Origin of the sequence: Azospirillum sp. TSH58 (assembly GCF_003119115.1) — a bacterium.
Lineage (GTDB): Bacteria > Pseudomonadota > Alphaproteobacteria > Azospirillales > Azospirillaceae > Azospirillum.
The window spans coordinates 481,397-506,873 of sequence record NZ_CP022367.1; the positions used below are offsets into that span (position 1 = coordinate 481,397).

Annotated in this window: 21 protein-coding genes and 3 pseudogenes; 17 read left to right on the forward strand and 7 right to left on the reverse strand. The window is 68.7% G+C overall.

What is annotated here, in order from left to right; genetic code table 11:
- The first annotated feature begins 42 nt into the window (after positions 1–42).
- The 6 genes from TSH58p_RS23760 to TSH58p_RS23785 all read left to right on the forward strand — a co-directional run bounded on the left by TSH58p_RS23760 (position 43) and on the right by TSH58p_RS23785 (position 6,939).
- Complete coding sequence (locus tag TSH58p_RS23760) at positions 43–1,272, forward strand: ABC transporter substrate-binding protein (protein ID WP_162600083.1); 1,230 nt, start codon at positions 43–45, stop codon at positions 1,270–1,272.
- A gap of 108 nt (positions 1,273–1,380) precedes the next feature.
- Positions 1,381–2,160 carry an ABC transporter ATP-binding protein gene (locus tag TSH58p_RS23765; RefSeq protein ID WP_109072586.1) on the forward strand — a complete coding sequence of 260 codons (780 nt, stop codon included), beginning with the start codon at positions 1,381–1,383 and terminating at the stop codon, positions 2,158–2,160.
- A complete protein-coding gene (locus TSH58p_RS23770; protein WP_109072587.1) occupies positions 2,153–2,890 on the forward strand; it encodes an ABC transporter ATP-binding protein in 738 nt (245 codons plus the stop codon). Before TSH58p_RS23765 ends, TSH58p_RS23770 begins: the two co-directional genes overlap by 8 nt.
- Before the next feature lie 18 nt (positions 2,891–2,908).
- Entirely contained in the window at positions 2,909–3,796 is an 888-nt protein-coding gene (locus TSH58p_RS23775) for a branched-chain amino acid ABC transporter permease (protein ID WP_109072588.1), read from the forward strand.
- 45 nt (positions 3,797–3,841) lie between these two features.
- On the forward strand, positions 3,842–4,777 hold the full coding sequence (locus tag TSH58p_RS23780; RefSeq protein ID WP_247895565.1) for a branched-chain amino acid ABC transporter permease: 936 nt from the start codon (positions 3,842–3,844) through the stop codon (positions 4,775–4,777).
- Entirely contained in the window at positions 4,777–6,939 is a 2,163-nt protein-coding gene (locus tag TSH58p_RS23785) for a methyl-accepting chemotaxis protein (RefSeq protein ID WP_109071206.1), read from the forward strand. Before TSH58p_RS23780 ends, TSH58p_RS23785 begins: the two co-directional genes overlap by 1 nt.
- Positions 6,940–7,023: 84 nt before the next feature.
- On the opposite strand, the gene TSH58p_RS23790 is transcribed toward TSH58p_RS23785, so the two are convergent.
- The 3 genes from TSH58p_RS23790 to TSH58p_RS23800 are packed head-to-tail and all read right to left on the reverse strand — an operon-like array spanning position 7,024 to position 9,999.
- Positions 7,024–8,064 carry a sensor histidine kinase gene (locus tag TSH58p_RS23790; protein WP_109071205.1) on the reverse strand — a complete coding sequence of 347 codons (1,041 nt, stop codon included), beginning with the start codon at positions 8,062–8,064 and terminating at the stop codon, positions 7,024–7,026.
- A complete protein-coding gene (locus tag TSH58p_RS23795) occupies positions 8,061–8,510 on the reverse strand; it encodes a response regulator (protein WP_199230178.1) in 450 nt (149 codons plus the stop codon). The genes TSH58p_RS23790 and TSH58p_RS23795 overlap by 4 nt, the downstream gene beginning before the upstream one ends.
- Positions 8,500–9,999, reverse strand: coding sequence for a CHASE3 domain-containing protein (locus TSH58p_RS23800; RefSeq protein WP_109071204.1), 1,500 nt, complete (start codon positions 9,997–9,999; stop codon positions 8,500–8,502). The genes TSH58p_RS23795 and TSH58p_RS23800 overlap by 11 nt, the downstream gene beginning before the upstream one ends.
- A gap of 298 nt (positions 10,000–10,297) precedes the next feature.
- Here TSH58p_RS23800 and TSH58p_RS23805 point away from each other — a divergent pair, with 298 nt between their 5' ends.
- Entirely contained in the window at positions 10,298–10,852 is a 555-nt protein-coding gene (locus TSH58p_RS23805) for a hypothetical protein (protein WP_109071203.1), read from the forward strand.
- A 67-nt stretch (positions 10,853–10,919) separates the two neighbouring features.
- Here the strand turns inward: TSH58p_RS23805 and TSH58p_RS23810 are convergent, their stop codons facing one another.
- Positions 10,920–11,357, reverse strand: coding sequence for a helix-turn-helix domain-containing protein (locus TSH58p_RS23810; protein WP_109071202.1), 438 nt, complete (start codon positions 11,355–11,357; stop codon positions 10,920–10,922).
- A 54-nt stretch (positions 11,358–11,411) separates the two neighbouring features.
- Between TSH58p_RS23810 and TSH58p_RS23815 the strand changes: the two genes are divergently transcribed.
- The 4 genes and pseudogenes from TSH58p_RS23815 to TSH58p_RS23830 all read left to right on the forward strand — a co-directional run bounded on the left by TSH58p_RS23815 (position 11,412) and on the right by TSH58p_RS23830 (position 13,314).
- Positions 11,412–11,738: a nuclear transport factor 2 family protein gene (locus TSH58p_RS23815; protein WP_109071201.1), complete on the forward strand. Its 327-nt coding sequence runs from the start codon at positions 11,412–11,414 to the stop codon at positions 11,736–11,738.
- Positions 11,738–12,534, forward strand: a pseudogene (locus TSH58p_RS23820) (SDR family oxidoreductase). Before TSH58p_RS23815 ends, TSH58p_RS23820 begins: the two are co-directional and overlap by 1 nt.
- A gap of 154 nt (positions 12,535–12,688) precedes the next feature.
- The gene (locus tag TSH58p_RS23825; RefSeq protein ID WP_109071200.1) at positions 12,689–12,997 is read left to right on the forward strand and encodes a hypothetical protein; all 309 of its coding nucleotides are present in this window, start codon (positions 12,689–12,691) and stop codon (positions 12,995–12,997) included.
- 62 nt (positions 12,998–13,059) lie between these two features.
- A complete protein-coding gene (locus TSH58p_RS23830) occupies positions 13,060–13,314 on the forward strand; it encodes a DUF4167 domain-containing protein (RefSeq protein ID WP_109469608.1) in 255 nt (84 codons plus the stop codon).
- 205 nt (positions 13,315–13,519) lie between these two features.
- On the opposite strand, the gene TSH58p_RS23835 is transcribed toward TSH58p_RS23830, so the two are convergent.
- Both TSH58p_RS23835 and TSH58p_RS23840 read right to left on the reverse strand, forming a co-directional pair.
- The gene (locus tag TSH58p_RS23835; protein WP_109469463.1) at positions 13,520–15,133 is read right to left on the reverse strand and encodes a GMC family oxidoreductase; all 1,614 of its coding nucleotides are present in this window, start codon (positions 15,131–15,133) and stop codon (positions 13,520–13,522) included.
- 50 nt (positions 15,134–15,183) lie between these two features.
- The gene (locus TSH58p_RS23840) at positions 15,184–15,978 is read right to left on the reverse strand and encodes an alpha/beta fold hydrolase (protein ID WP_199230259.1); all 795 of its coding nucleotides are present in this window, start codon (positions 15,976–15,978) and stop codon (positions 15,184–15,186) included.
- 129 nt (positions 15,979–16,107) lie between these two features.
- Between TSH58p_RS23840 and TSH58p_RS23845 the strand changes: the two genes are divergently transcribed.
- From TSH58p_RS23845 to TSH58p_RS23855, 3 genes and pseudogenes are all read left to right on the forward strand, one after another.
- Complete coding sequence (locus TSH58p_RS23845; protein WP_109469465.1) at positions 16,108–16,581, forward strand: MarR family winged helix-turn-helix transcriptional regulator; 474 nt, start codon at positions 16,108–16,110, stop codon at positions 16,579–16,581.
- 198 nt (positions 16,582–16,779) lie between these two features.
- Positions 16,780–17,978: pseudogene (locus TSH58p_RS23850) on the forward strand (IS256 family transposase).
- 277 nt (positions 17,979–18,255) lie between these two features.
- Positions 18,256–18,675: pseudogene (locus TSH58p_RS23855) on the forward strand (transposase); the annotation flags it as partial.
- 82 nt (positions 18,676–18,757) lie between these two features.
- Here TSH58p_RS23855 and TSH58p_RS23860 read toward each other — a convergent pair.
- On the reverse strand, positions 18,758–20,671 hold the full coding sequence (locus tag TSH58p_RS23860; protein ID WP_109069091.1) for a di-heme oxidoredictase family protein: 1,914 nt from the start codon (positions 20,669–20,671) through the stop codon (positions 18,758–18,760).
- A 365-nt stretch (positions 20,672–21,036) separates the two neighbouring features.
- Between TSH58p_RS23860 and TSH58p_RS23865 the strand changes: the two genes are divergently transcribed.
- From TSH58p_RS23865 to TSH58p_RS23875, 3 genes are all read left to right on the forward strand, one after another.
- Entirely contained in the window at positions 21,037–22,347 is a 1,311-nt protein-coding gene (locus tag TSH58p_RS23865; protein ID WP_109069092.1) for a ferritin-like domain-containing protein, read from the forward strand.
- Between the two features lie 61 nt (positions 22,348–22,408).
- Entirely contained in the window at positions 22,409–24,262 is a 1,854-nt protein-coding gene (locus tag TSH58p_RS23870) for a LodA/GoxA family CTQ-dependent oxidase (protein ID WP_109069093.1), read from the forward strand.
- Positions 24,263–24,296: 34 nt separating this feature from the next.
- Positions 24,297–25,472, forward strand: a complete 1,176-nt coding sequence (locus TSH58p_RS23875) for a tryptophan 7-halogenase (RefSeq protein ID WP_162600084.1) — start codon at positions 24,297–24,299, stop codon at positions 25,470–25,472.
- Positions 25,473–25,477: the final 5 nt, after the last annotated feature.

The window sequence follows — 25,477 nt, forward strand, 5'->3', positions numbered from 1 at the left end:
CATAAGAAAATCTCGGGTCCAAGGACTCATTGGGAGGATATCGTGAAACGCTACGCCGTGACGGCGGCCATCGCCGCCTGCCTGCTCGCCCAGGCCCATTCCCAGCCGGCCCACGCCCAGGGCGCCGCCTACAGCGACGGCAAGATCAAGATCGGCATCCTGACCGACCTGTCGGGCCAGCTCTCCGACAGCACCGGGCAGGGCTCGATCGCCGCCGCGCAGATGGCGGTGGAGGACTTCGGCGGCGCCGTCAACGGCACGCCCGTCGAGCTGATCTTCGCCGACCACCAGAACAAGGCCGACATCGGCGCCTCGACGGCGCGGCGCTGGTACGACGTCGATCAGGTGGACGCCATCATCGACGTCCCGAACTCCGCGGTGGCGCTGGCCGTGCAGCAGATCACCAAGGAGGCCAACCGCGTCGCCATCTTCTCCTCCCCGGCGAGTTCGGACCTGACCGGCAAGGCCTGCACGCCGAACGGGCTGCATTGGACCTACGACACCTACGCGCTCGCCCACGTGACGGCCGAGGCGGTGGTGGCCTCGGGGTTGAGCAGCTGGTTCTTCCTGACCTCCGACTACGCCTTCGGGCACGCGCTGGAGCGCGACACCGGCGCCGTCGTCGAAAGCCAGAAGGGCAAGGTCCTGGGCAGCGTCCGGGTGCCGGCCAACAACGCCGACTTCTCGTCCTTCCTGCTCCAGGCGCAGGCGTCGCCGGCGAAGGTCGTGGCGCTCGCCACCGCCGGGGCCGATACCCAGAACGCGATCAAGCAGGCGGCGGAGTTCGGGCTCGGCCAGTCGGGCAAGAACATCGTGGCGCTGCTGCTGGCGATCAGCGAGGTCCACGCGCTGGGCCTGTCGGCGACCCAGGACATCATGCTGACCACCCCCTTCTATTGGGACATGGATGACGAGACGCGCGCCTTCTCCAAGCGGTTCTTCGAGAAGCGCAAGGCGATGCCGACCTTCTATCAGGCCGGCGTCTACGGCGCGGTCAGCCATTATTTGAAGGCGATCAAGGCCGCCGGAACGGACGCCGCCCCCGCCGTCATGAAGACGATGAAGGCGACCCCGGTGAACGACTTCATGACGAAGAACGGCTCGGTGCGCGAGGACGGCCGGGTGCTGCGCGACATGCATCTGTTCCAGGTCAAGACCCCCGCGGAATCCAAGGCGCCGTGGGATTATTACAAGCTGGTCCGCAGCGTTCCCGCCGACCGCGCCTTCCGGCCGCTGTCGGAAAGCGAATGCCCGCTCGTCAAGAAGATGTAGGCGAAACACGCCGTCGGGGCGCGGCGCTTCGGCGACGCGGCACCGGCGGCGTCGCCGGCCTGTGTCCGAGGCCGCGCGAGGCCGGCTCATCACCGGGAAAGGACAGACATGACCACCGGACACACGACCGGGCACACCGGCGACATCATCCTGGAAGCGCGTGGCCTGACGATGGAGTTCAAGGGCTTCGTCGCGGTGAAGGAGGTGAACCTCCAGGTCCGCCGCGGCACGATCCACGCGCTGATCGGCCCGAACGGCGCCGGCAAGAGCACGGTCTTCAACCTGCTGACCAAGTTCCTGACGCCGACGCGCGGCCAGATCCTCTACAAAGGACGCGACATCACCGCCATGAAGCCCGCCGACGTGGCGCTGCTCGGCATGGTGCGCTCCTTCCAGATTTCCGCTGTCTTCCCACACCTCAGCGTGCTGGAGAATGTCCGCGTCGCGCTGCAGCGCCCGCTCGGCACCAGCTTCCATTTCTGGAAGTCCGAGGAGACGCTGCGCGACCTGCGGGGCCGCGCTCTCGAACTGATCGAGGCGGTGAACCTCACCCCCTGGGCCGGCCACACCGCCGCCGAGCTGCCCTACGGCCGCAAACGCGCGCTGGAGATCGCCACCACGCTGGCGCTCGACCCGGAGGTGATGCTGCTCGACGAGCCGCTGGCCGGCATGGGCCACGAGGACATCGAAGGCACCGCCGCGCTGATCAAGCGCGTCTCCGCCGACCGCACCATCCTGATGGTGGAGCACAACCTGTCGGTCGTCGCCCACCTGTCGGACACCATCACCGTGCTCCGCCGCGGCGAGATCCTGGCGGAAGGGCCGTACGAGGCCGTCTCGCGGAACCCGCAGGTCATGGAAGCCTATATGGGGACCGGACATGCCTGACGGGATGTGCGCGACGACCGCCCGAACCGGGACGGCGATGCTCGACATCGCCGACCTGCACGGCTTCTACGGCGAAAGCCATGTGCTGCACGGCGTCGACATCGCGGTGCGCCAGGGCGAGGTGGTGACGCTGCTCGGCCGCAACGGCGCCGGCAAGACCTCCACCATGCGGGCCATCATGGGGATCATGGGCAAGCGCACCGGCTCCATCCGCTTCCAGGGCCGGGAGCTGATCGGCATGGCGCCGCACCGGATTCCCCGCCTCGGCATCGGCTATGTGCCGGAGGAGCGCGGGATTTTCTCAAGCCTCAGCGTGGACGAGAATCTGACGCTGCCGCCGGTGGTGCGGGAGGGCGGGATGACCGTCCCGCAGATCCACGAGCTGTTCCCCAACCTCCAGGGCCGCGGCGCGACGCAAGGCACGCGCCTGTCGGGGGGCGAGCAGCAGATGCTGGCGATCGGCCGCATCCTGCGCACCGGCGCCACCCTGATCCTGCTGGACGAGCCGACCGAAGGGCTGGCCCCGGTCATCATCGAGCAGATCGGCGTGGCCGTGCGGGCGCTGAAGCAGCGCGGCTTCACCATCCTGCTGGTCGAGCAGAACTTCCGCTTCGCCTCCACCATCGCCGACCGCCACTACGTCATGGAGGAGGGGCATGTGGTGGACATGATCCCCAACGACCAGCTCCACGCCAACATGGACAAGCTCCACACCTATCTCGGCGTGTGAGCGGGAGAAGAACGCCCGATGTCCCAACTGCTCGGCATTCCGCCGCAGGCCTTGTTCGGCCAGCTTCTGCTCGGCCTGATCAACGGCTCCTTCTACGCGCTGCTCAGCCTCGGGCTGGCCGTGATCTTCGGCATGCTCAACGTCGTCAACATGGCGCACGGCGCCTTGTACATGGTCGGCGCCTTCGTGGCGTGGCTGCTGCTGACCTACGCCGGTGTCAGCTACTGGGGGGCGCTGCTGCTGGCGCCGCTGGTGGTCGGGCTGGTCGGGCTGGCGCTGGAGCGCACGCTGCTGCGCCGGCTCTACAAGGTCGACCATCTCTACGGCCTGCTGCTGACCTTCGGTCTCGCGCTGATCTTCGAGGGCGCCTTCCGCCACCAGTACGGCGTGTCGGGCCAACCCTACCCGATCCCGGACCTGCTGAAGGGCGGCACCAACCTCGGTTTCATGTATCTGCCCACATACCGCGGCTGGGTGGTCGCGGCTTCGCTGGTGATCTGCCTGGGCACCTGGTTCGCCATCGAGCGGACGCGGCTCGGCGCCTATCTGCGGGCCGCCACCGAGAATCCGACCCTGGTCCAGGCCTTCGGCATCAACGTGCCGGTGATGGTGTCGCTGACCTACGGCTTCGGGGTGGCCCTGGCCGGTCTGGCCGGGGTGCTGGCGGCGCCGATCTATCAGGTCTCGCCGATGATGGGATCGAACCTGATTATCGTCGTCTTCGCGGTGGTGGTGATCGGCGGCATGGGCTCGATCCTGGGCGCCATCGTGACGGGGTTGGGCCTGGGGCTGCTGGAGGGCCTGACCAAGGTCTTCTACCCGGAGGCCTCCAACATCGTCGTCTTCGTCATCATGGCTGTGGTGCTGATGGTCAAGCCCGCCGGCCTGTTCGGGCGGGAGAGATAAGCCATGAGCCTGCAAACCAGGGACACGCTGCACGAAGGCCTCGCCATGCGCAGCGGCTCGCCGAAGGTCCTGCTGACCGGAGCCCTGCTGCTTCTGGCGGTCCTGGCGCCCTACGCCCTGTACCCGGTCTTCCTGATGAAGGTGCTGTGCTTCGCGCTGTTCGCCTGCGCCTTCAACCTGCTGATCGGCTTCGCCGGCCTCTTGAGCTTCGGCCACGCGGCCTTCTTCGGCGGGGCGGCCTATGTCGCCGCCCACACGGTCAAGGAATGGGGCTGGGCGCCGGAGGCCGGCCTGCTCGCCGCCACCGCGGCGGCCGGGGCGATGGGGCTGGTCTTCGGCCTGCTCGCCATCCGCCGGCAGGGCATCTACTTCGCCATGATCACGCTGGCGCTGAGCCAGATGATCTTCTTCCTGGCCCTGCAACTGCCCTTCACCCATGGCGAGGACGGCATCCAGGCCGTGCCGCGCGGGCATCTGTTCGGGATGATCGACCTCAGCCAGCCGCTGACCATGTACTACACGGTGCTGGCGATCTTCCTCGGCGGCTTCGCCCTGATCTGGCGCGCGGTCCACTCGCCCTTCGGGCAGGTGCTGAAGGCGATCCGCGAGAACGAGCCGCGCGCCGTCTCGCTCGGCTACCGGACGGAGCGCTACAAACTGCTGGCCTTCGTGCTGTCGGCGAGCCTCGCCGGTCTGGCCGGCGGCACCAAGGCGCTGGTCTTCCAGCTCGCCTCGCTGACCGACGTGACGTGGCAGATGTCGGGCGAGGTGGTGCTGATGACCCTGCTCGGCGGCATGGGCACGCTGCTCGGCCCGGTGGTGGGCGCGGCGCTGGTGGTGACGCTGGAAAGCTACCTCGCCTCGACCAGCCTGCCGGTTCCGGTGGTGATCGGCGCGATCTTCGTGGTCTGCGTGCTGCTGTTCCGCCGCGGCATCGTCGGGGAACTGCTGCACCGCCTGCCTGGGAAGGGAAATCGCTGATGTCCCGCCGCAACGGACGCCATCTGCCGCTGCGCCACAAGATCCCCGGCGCGCTGGTCGGCGCGGTGGTGGTCACGGCGATCCTGCTCGGCGGGTTCGCCTACGCCGCCGCATCGAGCCGCCTGCGCGTGGCGGCCGGCGAGAAACTGGTGGCGCTGGCCGACGCCCGCGCCGCCAGCGTGCGGTCCTACATCAACGGACTGGAGGACGATGTCGTGCTGACCGCCAACACGCGGTCGATGCGCGACGCCGTCGTGGCCCTCGCCAACGGCTGGCGGATCGAATCCGACCGGGGCGATCCCACCGCCCTGCTGCGCAAACGCTACGTCGACGACAACCCTCACCCGGCCGGCGAGCGCCACAGGCTGGAGAAGTCGGCCGACACCGCCATGTACGACACGGCGCATCTGCGCCTGCATGGCTGGATGAGCGATCTGATGCAGCGGCGCGGCCTGGAGGACGTGCTTCTGGTGGCGCCGGAGGGCACCATCCTCTACAGCGCCGCCAAGGGCGACGACTTCGCCAAGCCTGTGGCCGACGGCGCGCTGCGCCGTCTGGTGGACGGCGTGAAGACCGACGGGCTGGACGGCGAGGCGGCGATCGCCGATTTCTCGCCCTATGCCGCCGGCAAAGCCGCTTCCGCCTTCCTGGCGGCGCCGGTCGCCATGCGCCTCCCGGACGGTCGCCAGACCCTGCTGGCGACTCTGGTGTTCCGCATCGAGGCGGGCAGGCTCGACCGCATCATGCAGGCGAGCGACGGCATGGGCGAAACCGGAGACACCTTCCTGGTCGGGGAGGACGGCCGTCTGCGCAGCACGCCGCGCTTCTCCGGCGGCCGGACCATCCTGGCGTCCTATGACGGTCCGGTCGTCGCGGCGGCGAAGGCCGACCCCGACCACATCGGCGTCATGGAGGCCGCCCGCTTCGGGGGAGCCGCTCCGGCGCTGGCCGCCTACCGCCCGATGAGCCATGGCGGGCTGCGCTGGCTGGTGGTCGCCGAGGCGTCGGTCGATGAAATCCTGGCTCCGGTCCGCGCCATGCGCGACCAGATGATCGGTGTGGGAGCGGCCCTTCTCCTGATCGTCAGCGTGGCCGGAATCCTGCTGGCCCGCGGCATCGTCCGGCCGCTGACCGCCATGTGCGCGGCGATGCAGCGCCTCGCCGAGGGCGACCGCGCGCTGACGATCCCGGCGCGGGAGCGGAGCGACGAGATCGGGCGGATGGCCGGGGCCATGCAGGTCTTCCAGGAGGCGCTGATCCGTGCCGACGCGCTCCATGCCGAACAGGAGCGGGTCCGCGCGCTGCGCGACGAGAGGGCGCGCGAGCTGGAACGGATGACGCAGGGGTTCGACCAGCGCGTCGGCGGCATCGTCCGGGCCGTGACCGCGGCGGCGGAAGGGCTGGAGGCGACCGCGCGCGCGATGAGCGTCGGTGCCGACCGCACCTTGAGCGAGGCGACCGGCGTCACCGCCGCGGCCGACGAGACGGCGAGCAGCGTCGGCACGGTGGCGTCGGCGGCCAACCAGCTCAGCGCCTCGATCACCGACATCAGCCGCTACATCGACGAATCCGGCCGCATCACCCGGGCGGCCGTCGGAGCGACGGCCGAAGCCGGCGAGACGATGCGCGTGGTCGTGGAGACCGCCGGCCGCATCGGCACGGTGGTCCAGCTGATCCATGACATCGCGGCCCAGACCAACCTGCTGGCGCTGAACGCCACCATCGAGGCGGCACGGGCGGGAGAGGCCGGCAAGGGCTTCGCCGTCGTCGCCGGCGAGGTGAAGCATCTGGCGGCGCAGACCGCCAAGGCGACCGACGAGATCGGCAGCCAGATCGGGACCATGCAGTCCGTGACCGACGGCGCCGCCGCCGCCATCGCCCAGATCGTCGCGGTGATCCAGGACATGGGCCGCATCTCCGGCGTCGTCGCCGAAGCGGTGGGGGAACAGGAAACGGCGACCGCCGAGATCGCCGCCAACGCCGCCCAGGCCGCCAAGGCCACCCAATCCGTCACCACGATCATCGACGGGGTGGCGCGTTCGGCCGACACCACCAAGACCGCGGCCGGGGAGGTTTTGGACGCCTCCAACGATCTCGCGCGGCAGGCGGGCGACCTCCATCAGGAGATCAACCGCTTCCTCGCCGGCATCCGGGCCGCGTAGGGATCAAGGTGAGGGAAAACGTCGCGGGCGAGGTCCGGACAACCGTGCCGGCCGCCCGTGAGGCCGGGACCCCGGTGGGCGCCGTCACAGCGGCTGCAGCGGCATCGTCAGCGTCACCCAGGTGCCGGCCTGCCGACGGTCGTACGTCAACCGCGCTCCCAGGCTGGTCGCCATCGCCTGGACGATCCGGGTTCCCAGACCGGTTCCCCGCGGAGCGTCGTCGCGGGAGAAGCCGACGCCGTCATCCTCCACGCTCACCGACAGAGCCCCGTCGGCGGACTTGGCCCGGACACGGATGCTGCCGGTCCGGCCGTCCGGATAGGCGTATTTGCAGGCGTTCGTGACCAGCTCGGTCACGATCACCGCCAGGGACACGGCTTGGTCTGTGGGCACCGACACCGCGTCGGCGACGACGGTGAAGCGGTCCGGGCGCCGTGATGCCATCGCGGTGTGCATCCCGGCGAGCAGCGTTTCCAGATACAGGTCGATGCGGACGGAGCGCACGTCGTCGGAGGTGTAGAGGCTTCGGTGGATGCCGGCGATGGCGATGATGCGCGCCTGGGTCTCCCCCAGCGCGGCGCGGGCCTCGGGGTCGGACAGGTCGGATTGCTGCATCTGTATGAAGGCGCCGACCAGGGCCAGGCTGTTGGCGACGCGGTGGTTGACTTCCCGCAGCAGCAGCTCCGCACGGTCGCGCGCGGCACGGACCTCCCGCTCCGCCCGTTGCCGCTCCCGGCGCAGATGCGCCTTCTCCCGGGCCTGCTCGATGGCCGCCACCAGAAGGTCGAAGAATCCGTCGCCGACCTCCTTGGGGACGTAGTCGTCCGCGCCGGCCTTCAGCGCCGCGACGGCCACCCGCGTGTCGCCGGCGCCGGTGACATAGACGACCGGCGGCGCGTTCTCGCGCGACAGCAGGTGGGGCAGGATGTCCAGCCCGGTCGCCCCCGGCATCTCGTGATCCAAGCCGACCACCGCGATGCCGCCCCGTTCCAGCCGCTCCAACCCCTCCTGGCCGTCCTTGGCGCACTCCACGGCGTAGCCGCGCCTTTCGAGCTTCCGCTGCACCAGCCGCGCCATGGCGACATCGTCGTCGATGTAGAGGATGCGGACGGCCGGCTCGGTCATGCCTCGGCCTCCGGGATCTGCATGACGGAAAAGAGCAGCTCCAACTTCCGGATCGCGGCGGCGAAGCTGTCGTAGTTCACCGGTTTGGTGACGTAGACATTGGCCCCGATATCGTAGCAGCGCCGGATTTCCTGCCGGTCGTCGGTGGTCGTCAGCACCACGACGGGAAAGCGTCTGGTGTGGGGGTTGGCCTTGAGCCTCGCCAGGATATCGATCCCCGTCATGTCGGGAAGGTTTAAATCCAGAAGGATGAGAAGCGCCCGCCTCATGCTTGCCCGCCCGGTTCCGTCCGGACCGAACAGGTAGGCGAGCGCGCTCGTGCCGTCGACGAAGGGAACGATGTCGTTGGTGACGCCGGTCCGCCGGATGTTCTTCTCGATCAGCCGGGCGTGTCCCTCGTCATCCTCGATCATGACGATGCGCACCGGCTCAGTGTCACGCGCCATGAGCGAGCGTCTCCGATGGCAGGGCAAGGGTTCCGGGAAGGCTTATGCGAAAGACGCTGCCCTGTCCAGGAACCGATTCGACGGTGACCTCGCCCTGCAGGCGCCGGACCAATGTCCGGACATAGGCCAGCCCGATGCCCTCTCCGGGTCGGTCCTGAACGCCGGAACGGCGGAACAGCTCGAAGATCCGTTCGTGATCCTGCGGCGCGATTCCGCGCCCGTTATCGGCGACTTCGAAGACCAGGCGGTCCCCCTCGGCCCGTCCGCGGACGGCGATCCGCCCTGCCCTCGCCGGATCGAGATACTTGATCGCGTTGTCGAGCAGGTTTCCGAACACCTGTTCCAGAGCAAGCCGGTCCGCCACCAGGAACGGCAGGGGACCCTCGATGTCGATGGCGCAGCGCTGTTCGCCGGCCTGATGGCGGAGGCTGGCGGCCACGCTTTCCAGAAGAGCCTGCATGGAGACGGGTTCCGGGTTCAGCGCCCGGCCGCCCTGGCGCGCCAGGGCGAGGATGGCGTTGATCAGCCGGTCCATCTTCGTCGTCGATGCGCGGATGAAGCCGATGGCCTCCGGCAGGTCCTCCTCCACCGCCCGGCGCGCCTCCGACGCCACGCCGTCGCCGCCGTCCGGCGGCAGGCGGTCGAGATGGGCGCGCACGCTCGCCAGTCCCGCCTCGAATTCACCTGTGAAACCCATCACGTTCACCAGCGGCGCGCGCAGGTCATGGCTGACGATGTAGGCGAAGCGCTGGATCTCGTCGTTGGCCCGCCGCAGTTCCATCGTGCGCTCCGAGACGCGCTGCTCCAGGGAATCGTTGAGCGCCTGGATCGCGTGCTGCGCCCGCATGAGGTCGCGCGTGTAGCGGAGCGCGATCCAAACGGCGCCGCCGACGACCAGCACGATGAACAGGCCGCCCAGGTTGGCCACCCAGCCCGACGCTCTGGCCTGCCCGATCAGGGCGGCGAGCTGGGTGTCGAGCTGCGCGTCGGCGGGGGTGATCAGGTCGGCGAGCGAGCGTCGGGCTTCGTCCATCAGCATCATGCCGCGGTCGGTGCGCACGACGGCCATGGCCTCGTCCCGGCGCCCGGCCTCCATCAGCGCGATGGTCTGCGCCAACTCCTCGCGTTTGGCGGCGGCGAGGACGGCAAGGCGGTCGACGATGCGCAACTCGCCGGCACTCCCGTCGCCGAGGTCGCGCAGCCGGGCGATCGTGGCGTCGACCGCGGTGATGGCCGCCTCGTAGGGCTTGAGATAGTGGCGGTCCTCGGTGAGCAGATACCCACGCTGGCCGATCTCGGCGTCCTGCAACTGGCTGAGCAGCGTCCCGGCGGCGACCCGCAAAGCGGTCGTGCGGCCGACGGACCTCGAAAACTGCCGCGTGCTGTCGGCCAGCCATCCCGACATCGCGACGATCCCCAGAAGGGTCAACGCGGCGGCGAGCAGCATCAGAAGGGCACGCCGGGTCACGGTGGTGCTGAACGTGTGCATCGCGGACGACCGACCCCAGCGGGATGAGGTCGATTCCTATAGCAAGTCGAGGCGGTCCTGGCAATTTGGGCCGCACCGGAACGTTGCCGATCGTCCGGCTTCACGACCGGACCGGGCAATTTGTGCCCATGGGCAAAGTCCGACCAAGCGGAAGGCGAGCGCATCGGCGTCATGGGTGTCCGACAGGCACCCGACGGAAGCCCGTTGCCGCGTTGTTCGGCCCAGCACGGCCGTGGCACAACCTTTGCTATTCCTCGGCGGCACGTGGCAAGGGCCACGAACCGCAGTGGAGGGGAACGTGCAAGTCCTTGGCTACCATGGGGCCGCCGGCCAGACCGCCGTCTCGGATCGCGGCAGGATACCGGGCGCCGGCCAATCCGCGGGCTCGCCCAACTTCTCGGATCTGTTGTCGGCGAACGCTTCCGCATCGCCGCCCCCCACGGCGGCGCCCGTCTCGGCCGAGCGGTCCGAGAGCGACGAGATTGCCCGCATGCAGAAGGACCTGGACGCGTACAGGCGCGAACGGGAAAAGGTCGTCCAGAACCGGACGATCGACCCGCCGGCCTTTCAGATAGCGCTGCCCGTCAACGACCGCGGCTACATGCCCTACGTGACGGCCGACCAGCAGAAGCTGATGGACCGCATCACCGATTCCTATCTTGGCCGGCCGGGGCACGAGATGGAGAGGATGTGGGACGAACTGAGGGCCAACGGCCTGGCACCGGAGCAGCTCGCCCGCACCGCGGCGTACTTCGTCAATTTCGACGGTGAGGTCGTCAGCCGGGCCGTGGCGACCGGAGGCCAGAAAACCGCCCCGCACGGCAGCACCGCCTGGACGGCATCGAGCGTCTGAGGACGCAGCCCCGCCGGGACTTCGGCCGGAGGAGCCGACGTTCGTGGCCGCTCCTGGCCGGCACCGGCTACGTGGCGTCGGCCTCCGGCTTATGCGCATCGCCCTCCCGACCCTCCAGGATGAGTTGCGACCGGAGGTCGGCGGGCGCGCCCTCCGCCCAGATCAGCAGGGCGTCAAGAGCCGGGCACAGGGACTGGCCCCATTCCGTCAGGTGATACTCGACCTTCGGCGGAACCTGGTGGTGGACGATGCGCCCGACCACGCCGTCGCTCTCGAGCTGGCGAAGTTGCTGGATCAGCATCTTCTGGGAAATGCCGGGGATGGCCCGCTCAAGATCGGAGAAGCGCCGCACCTGACCGCCGAACAGCTGGAACAGGATCACGAGCTTCCACCGGCCCTCCAGGACCCGGAGCACGTTCTGCACACTCTGGGCCGCCGATCGCGCCGTGTAGGAGGCACGCTTACCTTCCGGTAAGTACCTTACTTTTTCGTCGGTTCTTGTCATCTGGAAAGCCTAATAGCACCCTCTCTCCGGCGCAACACTTCCCGGAGAGAGCCCATGGCCCACGACCTTCCTCCCGCGATCGCCGCCTATGTCGCGGCCAACGCCCGGCTCGACGCCGACGGCATGCTCGCGGCGTTCGCACCACGCGCGGTCGTCCTCGACGATGGCGGACGACACGAAGGACGCGAGGCGATCAAGGCCTGGATCCGGGCGGCGACGCTCGACAGCCGGGCGATCTTCACCCCCGAGGCCTGGCGCGACGAGGACGGCCGTATCGTGGTGGACGGCTTGACCACAGGCGATTTCACCGGCAGCCCGATCCGCTTCACCTTCCGCTTCCGGCTCGATGACGGGGCGATTGCCGCTCTGGAGATCGCCTGATGGCCGCCCGCATCGATCCCATCGAGTTCGAGGGGCGCCGCGTCGTCGTCACCGGCGGCACCAAGGGCACCGGCCGGGCGACCGTCCAGAGGTTCCTGGCGGGCGGCGCCCAGGTCCTGACGGCCGCGCGCAAGGGCGCCGACGATCCGGCGGGCGCCCGGTTCGTGGTGGCGGACCTGAGCGCGCCGGAGGGAGCCCTGACACTCGCCGAGGCGGCCATGGAGATCCTTGGCGGCGTCGACGTGCTCGTCCATGTCCTGGGGGGCTCCGCCTCGCCCGGCGGCGGATTTGCCGCCCTGACGGACGATCATTGGCGCGCCGAGCTCGACCTGAACCTGTTCGCCGCGGTGCGGCTCGACCGGGCTCTGCTGCCGGGGATGATCGCCCGCGGCAGCGGCGCGGTCATCCACGTCTCCTCCATCCAGCGCCGGCTGCCGCTCCACGACTCCACGACTCCACGACCGCCTATGCGGCCGCCAAGGCGGCGTTGACGACCTACAGCAAGGCGTTGTCGAAGGAACTCGGCCCGAAGGGGGTGCGGGTCAACGTCGTCTCGCCGGGCTGGATCCACACGGAGGCCGCCGACGACCTGATGGCCCGCATCGCGGCCAGCACCGGCGGTACGACGGAGACGGCGCGCCAAAGCATCCTCGACGCTCTTGGAGGCATCCCGCTGGGACGCCCGGCCCGGCCCGAGGAGGTGGCGGACCTCATCGCCTTCCTGGCCTCGGATCGCGCCTCCGCGATCCACGGCGCGGAGCACGTCATCGACGGCGGGACGATCCCGACGGTCTGACCCGTCCCCGTCCCGCGGCGACGGCCGGACGGACAGCCGCGCCACCGGTGCCCGACGCCGCCGTGCCATCGGCAATCCGCCGTATTCGCTGGAGCGGAGCGGCGGAAAGCTGATAGGTTGAGCGAGGCTTCAACCGGTGAAGGGGGTGTCTTGGATGCCGCTGACGGAAAGGACCGCCCAGGGCGATCAATATGTCCTTCCCGGCGCCGAACGCCGGACCGAGCCCGGCCTCCCCTACGCCGCGGAACCCAACGGCCAGCTCGCCCTTCACTTCTACGAGCCGCCCCGTGCCGACGAGCGGGACCCCGGCAAGCCGCTTCCCTTGCAGCGCCCCCTCCCCCGCCCCACACCGATCAGCGAAGGCCCGCTCGCCGGCCGCGTTGCGTTCTTCCCGCAGGTCATGAATGATGTGACCGAAGCTTTCCGAGCGTTTTCCGGCGTGACGAAAGAAGGCCGGGATTGAGCGTCCGGGAATGATCCCCCGCTCCTGATCACGGTCCGCCGACCATCCAAGGATCGATGTCCATGCCTTTTGACAATCCGGCGGGTGATCGGGCCCGTCGGCAAGCACGGTTCGGCAAGTCAGCCCAACGGCACGCCGCGCAGGGGACCCCGGCGCCCTCGCAACCCAAGGTGAACGGTTCCGCCCAGCAGAAGCACGCCCAGTGGCTTGCCCGCGCCAGCGACGCCGAACGGTCCGGCGATGCCGTCGAAGCCGAGACCTGTCGCCAACATGCGGAGCATTGGTTCCGTGTCGCCCACGACCGCAACGACGTCTGAGGTTCCGCTGATCCGGCGCTGGCAGCCGGCGCAGCGGGCTCCGGAGTGAGCCGTCATCGTTTCCCTGTTCTCGGCTCCCGCCCCAAACTCCGACTCCAGCTTACGGGTGCCGGGTCCAGGTGTAGCGCTTGGACCTGGGCCCGCCACGTCAGCCCGTCGGACGCTTGACATGCAGCGTATGGCCCAGGGTTTGATGAAAAAGCGTCTACAACCTGTGCCGCCGCTGCAGGATGTCAGCCGCACGCTCGCCCACGATCGCGCACGGTGCTTGCGTGTTGCCCGTCGTCACCCTTGGGAGTATCGAGCCGTCCGCGACGCGCAGCCGGTCGATACCGTGAACCGCCAGCGACGCGTCGACGACCGACAAGTCATCCATGCCCATCCGAGCCGTCCCACATTGGTGCCAATAGGTCACCGCCGCGTCGCGGAGGAATTGATCGTCGACCGCCGCTCCCACCCCGGGGATGATCTCGCGCCGGACATAGGGCGCGAAAGCCGCATCGTTCCCGATCTCGCGGCATAGCCGCACGCAGGCGCGCGCCGTCTCCAAGTCCCGCGGATCGGACAGCATGTTGGGATCGACCAAAGGCGCCGCGGCCGGGTCCGCCGACCGCAGCCGCACCTCGCCACGGCTGTAGGGCTGCGCCAGCCCGGCGAACATCGTCCACCCATGATCGGGGACGCCGCGCGCCGCCGTGCGCTCGCTGGGAACGGGGAACTCGACCTGGCAGAACAGAAGGTCCGGCGCCTCCAGTTCGGGGCGGCTTTTCCAGTAGAGGGTCGCCTCGCTCCCGCTGGCGCGTGGAGCAATCGGCTCCCGATACTCCCAGGTGCAGCCGAACGACACATGATCCTGCAGGCCGCGGCCGACGCCGGGCAGGTGACGTACGACCGGAATGCCGTGCCGGTCGAGTTGGCTCCTGTCGCCGATCCCCGACAGCATGAGCAGTTTGGGCGTGTTGATGGCGCCGGTGGACAGGATGACCTCCGAGCCTGCCATGATCGACAGAGTCCGGCCGCCTCGTTCGACCTCGACGCCGGTCGCCGTCGTCCCGTCGAGGAGCACGCGGCGCACGAGCGTATCGGTCAGGATCGTGAGGTTCGGTCTGTCGGCCACAGGATGGACATAGGCGCGGTAGAGCGAGTTCCGCCGTCCGTCCCGCACCAGCATGTCGGTGTAGGCCACGCCTCCCGCGGTCTCCATCATCCTGCCATTGGGGCTGTCATAGCGCGGAATGCCGAGGGACCCGGCCGCGCCGAGGAAAGCGTCGGCGATCGGACTCGGATTCTGTGCGGGCTGCACCCACACCGGCCCGGAACTGCCGCGGTGATGCGGGTCCGGCGCACCCTGCCAGTTCTCGATGCGTCGGTAGATGCCGAGAACCGCCTCATAGTTCCAGCCGGCATCGCCGGATTGTTCCGCGAAGTAATCCCAGTCGGCGCGATGACCCCTTGCCCACACCATGACATTGATGCTCGACCCACCGCCGAGCACCTTGCCCATGGACATGGGAAGCGCGCGGCCGTCCAGATGCGGGTTTGGCTCGGCCTGGAAGCCCCAGTCGCGCTGACCGCCGAGATTCGTGGGCCATAATGCCGGATTCAGCACCGCCTCGTCCTCGTCGCTGCCCCCCGCTTCGATGAGGAGCACGGAGCAGTCGGCGCTGTCAGCCAGACGGCGCGCGATCACGGATCCCGATGCGCCCGCACCGCAGACGATGAAGTCATAGGCAGGCTTGAGGTCGGAGAGTCTTTGCGTCTGATTGTCGCGGATGGGTCGGTTGAACTCCTCGAAGCCGTCGGAGGTGGAATGGTTCATGTCCTCGATCCATTGGTGAGCGGAGAGATTGGTCCGACGAAGCCGGTGCCTCAGGGCGAAACCGCGCCCGACTGCCGGGCCGCTTCGTCGATCACCGTCGCGACGACCTCCGACTGCGTGAAGTAGACGGCATGGCTGGCCGGGACGTTCGTGACCTTCGCGCCGATGCGTTTCGCCATGTCCTGGAGCATCCGCTGATCGAATGCCTTGTCCTCCGTCGCGATCACCGCCCAACTGGGCTTGGTCCGCCAGGCGGCCTGCCGGAGCGTCACGCCGAAGCTCGCCATATTGATCGGAACCTGCGACGCCGTCAGGAAATCGACGTCGGCCTTCGTCGCATCCGCCGCGAAGCCGGCGGCGAAATTATCGGGCTTGATGAAGCCGAAGCCGTCCTCGCTCGTCTCGATGACGAACTCGGGCGGTGTCGTGTAGCCGCTGTATTGCTGCGCGGTGGTCTCGCCGGCGTCGGGCGACAGGGCAGACACATAGACCAGACCACGCACCTTGGGATGGACACCGGCTTCGGTGATGATGGTGCCGCCCCAGCTGTGGCCGACCAGAACGGCGGGCCCATCCTGCCGATCGAGCGCGCGCCGTGTGGCCGCCACATCATCGTCGAAAGAGGTGAGCGGATTCTGGACGATCGTGACCCGGTATCCGCGGGTGGTCAGGTCCTGATAGACCTTCCGCCATCCCGATCCGTCGGCAAAGGCGCCATGGACAAGGACGACATTCTTGACAGCCGTCTGATCGACGGACTGGCCTGTCGGCTGCGCCTGCGCGGCCGACTGCGGCAGGGTGACGACCGAAGCGGCCAGGATCAGGGCTTGAAGCGTGCTCTTCATGTGCGCCTCCATTTAAACTGCGATAACGATTATCGCGATAACTGTTTGTATCGCTGGCGCCTCCTCTTGTCCAGGGAAATTTATCGCGATATATGTCGACGGAAGATGCACTGCGAAGGGAGCCAACCCATGTCGAATGAGAACAACCCGCCGGTGCCATTGGAGGAGCAGCTCTGTTTCGCGATCTACTCGGCCGGCATCGCCATCCAGCGGGCCTACAAGCCGCTGCTGGATGCCCTTGGCCTCACCTATCCGCAATATCTCGTCCTCAACATCCTGTGGCGGGAAGACGGACAAACGGTGGGGAGCATCGCCCAGCAGCTTGCTCTTGAATCCAGCACGCTGACGCCATTGCTCAAACGCCTCGAGGCTGCGGAGCTGATCCATCGCACCCGCAATCCGACCAATGAGAGGCAGGTGATCGTGTCGCTGACGGCCAAAGGAGTGGCTTTGCGCCCCAAGGCCGGTTGCCTGGGCGATGCATTGCTCCACGCCTCCGGCGAGTCACCCGCCGCTTTGGGAAAGCTCAACCGCGAGATCGCGCAACTGCGGGATTCCGTTTACGCACATATCGGCGGCTGGACATCACCCGATGCGCACTGATGAGAGAAGCGTGCCGACCAAACGTCGTTTTTGCCGGGGTCACGTCCCTGAACGTGGTGTAGGAGCTGTGGGGAGCCGGCCCGCCGAAGCGCCCCCAGAGCTGGCGTAGGCGGGCCGGTTTTCCACAGCGGGGCGGTCATCGTGGGTCTTCGGTAGAGTCTGGTCACCACACCTCAACCCGACCGAAGGGTGACCACGATGACCGACGAGATGATGGCGCTTCGCGCGCTGCTGGAGAAGAGCCCTGACGCTGACGTCTTGCGCGAGATGATCGGCTTCGCAGCCGAGCGGCTGATGGAACTGGAGGTGCAAGGCCTGACCGGCGCCGCCCACGGTGAGCGCTCCGCCGAGCGGCTGGTTCAGCGCAACGGCTACCGCGAGCGTGATTGGGAGACCCGCGCCGGCACCGTCGAGCTGCGCATCCCCAAGCTGCGCAAGGGCAGCTACTTCCCCGGCTTCCTGGAGCCGCGCCGCATGGCCGAGAAGGCGCTGACCGCCGTGATCCAGGAAGCCTACGTCCACGGCATCTCGACGCGCTCGGTGGATGATCTGGTGAAGGCGCTCGGCATGAGCGGCATCTCCAAGAGCCAGGTCAGCCGGCTGTGCGAGGAGATCGACGAGCGGGTGAAGACCTTCCTGGAGCGCCCCATCGAAGGCGATTGGCCGTACTGTGGATCGACGCCACCTACGTGAAGGTTCGCCAGAACGGGCGCATCGTCTCGGTCGCCGTGACCATCGCGGTGGCCGTGAACACCGACGGCCGGCGCGAGGTGCTGGGCATGGACATCGGCGCCTCGGAAGCCGAGACCTTCTGGATCGAGTTCCTGCGCAAGCTCAAGCGCCGTGGGCTGGCCGGGGTGAAGCTGGTGATCTCCGACGCCCACGAAGGCATCAAGGCCGCCGTGTCCAAGGTGTTCCGCGCCACGTGGCAGCGCTGTCGGGTGCACTTCATGCGCAACGCCCTGGCGCATGCCGGGCGGAGCGGCCGGCGCGTGGTGTCGGCCTTCATCGCCACCGCGTTCGCCCAGGATGACGCCGGCGCCGCCAAGGCGCAGTGGCGCCAGGTGGCCGATCAGGTCCGCCCCAAGCTGCCCAAGTTGGCCACCCTGCTCGACGAGGCCGAGGAGGACGTGCTGGCCTTCATGACCTTTCCCAAGGAGCACCGCGCCAAGATCCACAGCACGAACCCGCTGGAGCGGCTGAACGGCGAGATCAAGCGGCGCACCGAGGTGGTGGGCATCTTCCCCAACGAGGCGGCGATCACCCGGCTCATCGGCGCCATCCTGCTCGAACAGAACGACGAATGGGCGGTCCAGCGGGCACGCTACATGACCCTGGAAACCATCGCCCCCTTGCGCGATGATCTCGCCCTCACGTTGCCCGCTGCGACCGCGTGACTGTCCCGGCCAGACACGCCGGAGACCAGATGAGCGCCCCGGCTCCTACACCACGCCTCGGGACACGACCTTTGCCGGCGACACTGAGCCGACGGCCAAGCGGCCACAACACGCAGAAGGCGCATCATATTTCACTAGAAAAATTGTCCATCGGATGCTGTTTCACAGCCGCCCAGCATCCTGGCTACCGATCCTGGCGCGCGGTTGCAGGTGAGCTGGTCCCCGTTTCTCGGACAGTCGGATAAGCTTGGTTCGCCCATCAGGAAGGACGGGCCCGATGACGGGGAAACGGAAACGGTATTCGGCGGAGTTCAAGGCGAAGGTGGCGCTGGAGGCGATCCCGGGGCGAGTTGACGGTGTCACAGCTTGTCGCGAAGCACGGGGTGCACCAGACGCTGATCAACGCTTGGAAGAAGCAGGCCATCGAGGGGATGTCCGGAGTGTTCTCCGCCAAGGCGGAGGTCGCCGAAGCCAGCCATCAGGGCGAGGTGGAAAAGCTGCACGTGATGATCGGCCAGCTGGTCGTGGAGCGCGATTTTTTGCGCAAGGCCTCCGGTCGATGAGCGTCGACCGGAGGCGGGAGTTGATCGAGCCGGAGCATCCGCAGCTGTCGATCACCCGGCAGTGCAAGCTGGTTTCCATCAGCCGATCCAGCTACTACGGGCCGGCCAAAGGTGAGCCGGCCGCGAACTTGGAATGGGTCGACTGTTTCAATGACCGGCGCATCCTCGAACTCGTCGACACCATTCCGCCCGCCGGAGCCGAAGCGCGCTATTCGGTCAGAACGGCACCACCGCTCCAGGCAGGGGCGGCAGACGCAAACTCGCCAGATAAGCGATCAGCGCCTGTTGGTCGCCAGGGTTCAAGGCGTAGAAGGCGTTGATCACCGGGTCCGCTTCGCTGCCGGCGCATTGGTAGGGGAACTCGGCTGCGATGCCGTCCGGGCGGGTACCGCCATGGAAGCGGATCGCCTGGACCAGATCCAGCGCGCGTCCGTCATGCAGGTAAGGCCAGCTGTCGGCAACGCCCCACAGGGGCCGGGTCAGGAATTGCTGCGGGGGAACGGCGATGTCCGCCACGTCGGTGCCCTGTGGCGCGATGTCGGCAAGGCAGGGGCCCATGTCGTGCAGGCGCAGGTCGCTCAGCAGCGGCACGTCCAGGGGAGCGTCCGGCGTCTTGAAGGGCAGCCGGTCGCGGGCGTAGGCCGGCAGCGGCCCTGCCTGATCCTCGGCCTTCCCGCCGTCCGGATTGCGCCACGGCATCGACGGGTCCGCCCGGCTCGCCAGCGTGTTCAGGTTGATCTCCAGACCGCCGACCGCGACCGAGTCGGCATCGGCGACCGCCTTGGCGTAGAGGGCGGCGACCGCCGCGTCCGGCGCGCCCTGGCGGACGGCCGCGCCGGCATCCGCCGACGCCTTGGCCAGCCGCGCCCGCGCCTCGCGCACCACCGGCAGATGGTCGGTGCTGGGCAGGGCGTTGACCAGGGTCGGCGAGGCGACGGTCCGCCTGCGCGTTTCCTCGGCGCGCCCCTGGACCCGCGAGGGCAGCGCGATCCCGGCGTCGGAGCCGGCTTGATCGGGATGCCCCAGCACGGTGCCCCACTCGATCGTCACCACCGGCCGGTCGAGCGTCTGCACCGGAAGATGGCAGGACGCGCACATGGCGCTGCCGGCCGGAAGCCCGGCGTCGGTTGCCGTGCCGGCGAACAGCGCCGCGCCGCGGGCCACCTTGGCCTTGGCGGCCGGATCGGCCGGCGTCTCGACCACCGGCGGCCGGGTCATCGCGACGAAGCTCGTCAGCGCCCCGACGTTGCCGTAGCTCAGTTCGTTGATCACCCCGTCGGCGTCGTTGTCGTTGTTCTCCCCGACGATCTCGACCCCTTCCATGCTGAAGTGGAACTGGGTCGCGGAGGCCGCGAAGTGGCGGACCGACGAGGCGATGCCCTTCCACTGGAACGGGCGCACGACCAGATCCGGGGAGACCCCGGTCAGCCGGCTGTAATCATAGACGATCCGCTGCGCCTTGCTGTCGTAGGTGGCGCCGAGCCAGCCGAAGGACAGGTTCTTGGCCGCCAGCGGCAGGGTCACCGGCTTGTCGGGCGTGTAGCGGGCGTGGTCGGCGAGAAGGGCCTGCTGCCCGAGCAGCTGCCCGGTGATCTCGTTGGCCAGCGCCTGGGTGTAGCCGGTCCCGAATACGTGCGGCGGGTTGCGGAGCAGCTGGGTCAGGGGGTTGGGGAACTGGCTGTTGATGAAAGCATTGTTGGCGATGCCGGCGGCGCCGCCGATCGCCGGCTGGGTGCGGGTCGCCGGTCCGGGCGGGTTGGCGCCGGCGAGGTCGGGCTGGACGGTGGCGCCGATCGAGGTGTGGCACTCGTAGCAGCTCTGGCTGTCGATGCCGTTCAGGCGCAGGAAGGGGATCGGCGGCGGCACGGTCCCATCCGCCGTCGCGTAGGGGCTGAACGGGGAGTTCGGGTAGAGCGCCTTGCGCTGCCACGCGCGCGGACCGTCCGCGCCCTCGCCCCAGCCGTCCTGCGGGAAGTAGGGATAGCTGAAGAAATGCGCGCCGGATTCCAGGATCCGCCGCAGAGGCACGCCACCCTTCATCACCTCCTGCTGCTGGATCGTCACGCTTTCGGTGATGTTGGCCTGCTGGGCACCCGCCTTGGAGGTGAGGAACGCGGAAAGGCCCATCATAACGATTGGCCATGCCGCGACGCGAACGCTTGCCATGCGCATGAACTCCCGATTTTTGCGTATCGCCCGATACTGTCGGAGCATTCCCGAAAATCAAACCAAATAATTCATGCCAATATACTTAGAAATCTAATTTTTCGTGATCTGCAATGCCGAAAATCCCGAAATTATTCGTACTCGTTCAAATAAAATTTGGAGAAGTGTGCGAATTGGCAAAAATCATATCATTGTATGTGCATTTGATACCGGATATTGACTCGTTGATTCTTTGAAATTTCTTCCCGATAGTTGGCGAACGCGACGCATCAACGCGCACCGGAACAGCGGCGCGCGAGCGGCATCACCGAGCGGGAGGGACGCGGACCATGACTGAGCAATGTCTTCTGGAGCGGCCGCAGGCGAAGGCGGCGGCCCCACTGTCGGTCGCCTACACGCCGATTTCGACCCTCGCGGACCTGCGCGCCGCCGCGCAACTGGCGATCCAGGTCGAATTCACTACGGTGCCCGCCTATCTGACGGCGCTCTACTCGATCACCGACAAGGGTTCGGCCGCCTACCAGGCCCTGCGCAGCGTCGTGGTGGAGGAGATGTTCCACCTCAACCAGGCGGCCAACATCCTGGTCGGCATCGGCGGGCAACCCAAGCTGACCGGGAGCGTGGTGCCCGTCTACCCGGCCTATCTGCCCTCGGCCAGCACCACCGCCACGCCCTATGTCGGGCTGTACCGCGCCTCGCAGGCGGTGTTCCGCAACGTCTTCATGGCGATCGAGACCCCCGCCCCCTTCACCGCGCCGCCGCAGGGCAGCGACTACCAGACCATCGGCCAGCTCTACAAGGCCCTGTGGGACGGTATCGGGTATTGTGCCGGCCAGTACGGCACGGACAAGGTCTTCGCCGAGAATCCGGCGGCCGAGCAGCGCACCGACATCTACCTCGGCAAGTTCGGCGGCAAGGCCGTGAAGGTGACCGACCTGGACAGCGCCCAACTCGGCATCCAGCAGATCGTCCAGCAGGGCGAGGGCGCGGTGAACCCGACCCACCCGCTGGTCCCCCAGCAGCCCTACGGCGCCTACGAGCATTACGGCGCCCGCACCGATGGCACCTACGGGCCGATCCTCGGCACGCCCTACGAGCTGTCGCACTATTACAAGTTCCTGCGCGTGGCCGACGCGCCGGATTTCCCCGACACGCTTCCCATCGTCTCCAACCCGCGGGTGTCGGACTTCACCAACGCCACGGCCGTCCAGGCGGTCAAGGCGTTCAACATCGGCTACAGCGTGATGCTGCAGAGCCTGGAGGCCTCCTTCACCAAGGCGGGCGGCGCGGCGGACTCCTATTTCACGCTGGCCCTGCCGCTGATGCACAACCAACTGCCGACCCTGGCCAATCTGGTGATGCAGCTTCCCGTCTTCCCCGACGGCGACCCAACGGTCGGGCCCAACGCCGCCCCGACCTTCGAGTATGTCGAGGACGCCAGCTTCGATGGCTTCCTCGCGGCGCTGCAGGCCCTCGACAAACTGCTGGCCGGCCAGGGGCTGCCCCCGCTGCTCGTCGCCCCGGTGGCGCCGCCCGCCCCGCCGGGCCCGGCCCCCAGGCACCGGGAGGCGCTGCACGGGGTGATCGACGGCGTCCGGACGCTGAAGAGCCGCTCCGACGCCACCGGACTCGGGCTGTAACCCGGCACCGCCCAAACGGCACCACCCAGCCCGGCCAGATCGGGACAGCGAGGGGAAAACCATGTCCAACACCGTCTATTCCATCGTCCCCGCCATCGGCATCGCCCGCGTCGGCAACGCGCCGACGGCCTTCTACATCGGCCCCGAGACGGAGGGCGGCCTGCCCACCCTGCCCGACGGCCGGACCGTCGGGGAGCGGGATTTCCGCGACGACGAAGGCCGGCTGTGCCGGCAGGCGGCGCGCTTCCGCCTGATGCGCAGCGTCGACGGCGGACCGCCCGAGGAGGTCACGTTGAAAAGCAAGGGCGTGGCCTCGATCCGCTGGTACGTCCACCTCGCCAACAAGAAGGCGAGCTGGTACGAGTTCCAGACCTCGAAGGGCGAGGACGGCTACGCGTCGAACCACCCGCTGCGCAACGCCGACCGGACCAGCGCGGAGGAGCGGCGCGCCCTGATCATCGACGCCGGCCCCCGCTCGATCGAGGGAAGCGACGCCCCGGCCGAGCACTTCTCGCGCGACACCATCCCGCCGGGCTACGCTGGCAGCTTTCCGCCCGAGGGGCTGAAGCCCTACCCCATCGACACGCTGGGCGAGCTGCGCACCGACGAAGAGGGCCGCCTTCTGGTGCTGGGCGGGCTGGGGCATTCCGGATCGGACAGGCCGTCGCCCCACATCGGGCAATACGCCAACAACGACGGCTGGTGGGACGACACCTCGGACGGGCCGGTGTCGGTGAAGATCAGCCTGCTGGACGGGGAGGACGGCCCCCCCGACCTGGAGGTCGGCGGCGCCTGGGTGATGGTCGGACCGCCTTCCTACGCGCCGCAGATCCCCAATCTGGTGACGCTGTACGACACCATCTTCGACGTCGTGGTGCGCAAGCAGGGGCTCCGCCCCGACCTGTTCGCGGACGGGATGTGGAAGACCGGGCCGACCGGCTACAAGCCCTTCTTCGAGACCGACATCAAGCCGATCTTCGAGCGCGTCGCCCGCTACCCCTGGGTCGCGGCGATCCCGCCGAAGCCGCACAGCTTCGATTTCGCCAGGCTCGGCGATCCGGATCCCAAGCTCAACGGGTTCCGCGCCTACATCCTCGACATCATTCGCCCGCCCGGCGCGGACAACGTCCTGGTGAACGCCAGCACCGGCGCCACCGCCATGCCCTATCTGGCCGGCGACGACGCGCTGGGCGCCTCGAAACCCGGCACCGTCACCGTGGCGACCTCGAAGTACCTGCGCCTGACCGACACCCAGTATTTCCTCCTCCAGCAATGGGCCGACGGCTGGTTCGAGCCGGGGGCCGAACCGGCCGGGACCGCCGGCGATCCGGTCACCCGCGGCGTGCTGGCCAACTGCGTCGGCGGCGCCTTCTCGCCGGGCATCGAGATGACCTGGATCTCCCGCAACCCGGCCATCTACGACGGCGCCTTCCGCATCAAGGCGCGGCCGAACGTGTCCGGCCCGCTCAGCCTCGGCTTCGATCCGGCGACGGGCATGGAGCCGGGCGACGTCAGCCGCTACATGGCCGTCCCCTGGCAGGCCGACTTCAACGAATGCTCGTCGCAGCCCATCGAGGGCCGGATCCTGTGGTGGTGGCCGGCGCAGCGGCCGGAATTCGTCTATCTGCCGCCCGAGCCCAAGGCCCTCCTGGCCGAGCCCAGCCCGGCCCTGGGGCCGCAGGTGTCGTGGATCGGCACCGAGTACAACCAGAAGGCCGACGACTACATCCAGTTCGCCGACGACCTGGACATGGTAAAGCTGTGGGACCAGCTCGGCTTCGTCTTCAACATCGGCAGCGCCGGCGATCCCTATTTCGTCGAGGTGGCGCGCCGGCTTCCCCGCACGCCCGGTTCGCAGGGCGACACCGCGGGAATCGGCGAGCCGGCGCGGCCGCTGGTGGCCGATGTCCCCTGAAGCGTCGTCCCCTGAAGCGTCGTCCCCTGCGGCGTTGCGCGACCCGCTTCCGGGCGCGCCTCCGGGCACGGACGCGGCGGACGTCCTGATCGTGGGGGCGGGGCCGGCCGGCTCCGCCACCGCGCTCGCCCTGCGCGCGGCCGGCGTGCCGCGCGTGGTCCTGGTCGACCGCGCCGCCCACGGTTCGCCGGAGCGGGCGGCGCTGCGGGTCGGCGAATCGGCGACGCCCAACGTCGGACCGCTGCTGGCCCGGCTCGGCCTGCCGGACGATCTTGGGCGCCTCGGCCACCGCCCCTACCACGGCAATCTCAGCCTGTGGAGCGGCGACGGGGAGACCGCCGACGATTTCCTGCGGCGGGCCAGCGGGCACGGCTGGCATCTCGACCGCGCCCGCTTCGACCGTTGGATGCGCGAGGCGGCGGTGGAGCGCGGCGCCCGCCTCCTGGCCCCCGCCACCCTCGCCGGGGTCGAGCGCCGGCCGGAGGGCGGCTGGACCGTCGGGCTGCGCGACGCGGACGGGCGGCGCAGCGTGACCGCCCGTGTGGTGGTGGACGCCGGCGGCCGGCGGGCGCCGCTGGCGACCGCGCTCGGCGCGCGGCGGCGGCGGCTCGACCGCCTGATCGCCCTGGCGATCGAGGCCGCTCCGGCCGCCGGGCCCGCCGGCGGGGGCTTCCACGGCCGCTCCTTCGTGGAGGCGGCGGAGATCGGCTGGTGGTACGCGGCGGTGCTGCCGGGCGGGCGGGCCATCGTCACGCTGATGACCGACGACGACATCGCCCGTGCCGGCGGTCTGGCCGGCGCGGACGCCTTCCGCTCCGCCTGGGCGGCCACCGCGCGCCTGCGCGATCTGGTTCCGCCGCCGGAAGACGGCCCCGGCGCCGGAACGGCCCCGGCGGTCTTCTCGGCCGCCTCGCAGCACGTCGACCGGGCGGTCGGCGCCGGCTGGATCGCCGTCGGCGATGCGCTGATCGGCTTCGACCCGCTGACCTCCTCCGGCATCGCCGGGGCGCTCGACGACGCGCTGGCCGCCGCCGACACCATCCTGCGCTGGTTCTCCGGCGACGGCACCGCGGCGCGCGACGCCGCGATCGGCTACGCCCGGCGCGCCGAGGACACGCTGCGCCGCTATCTGGCCGAGCGGACCCGCCATTACACCGCCGGGGGCCGCTGGCCCGACGCCCCCTTCTGGAGCCGCCGGGCCGCGCGGTGAGCGTG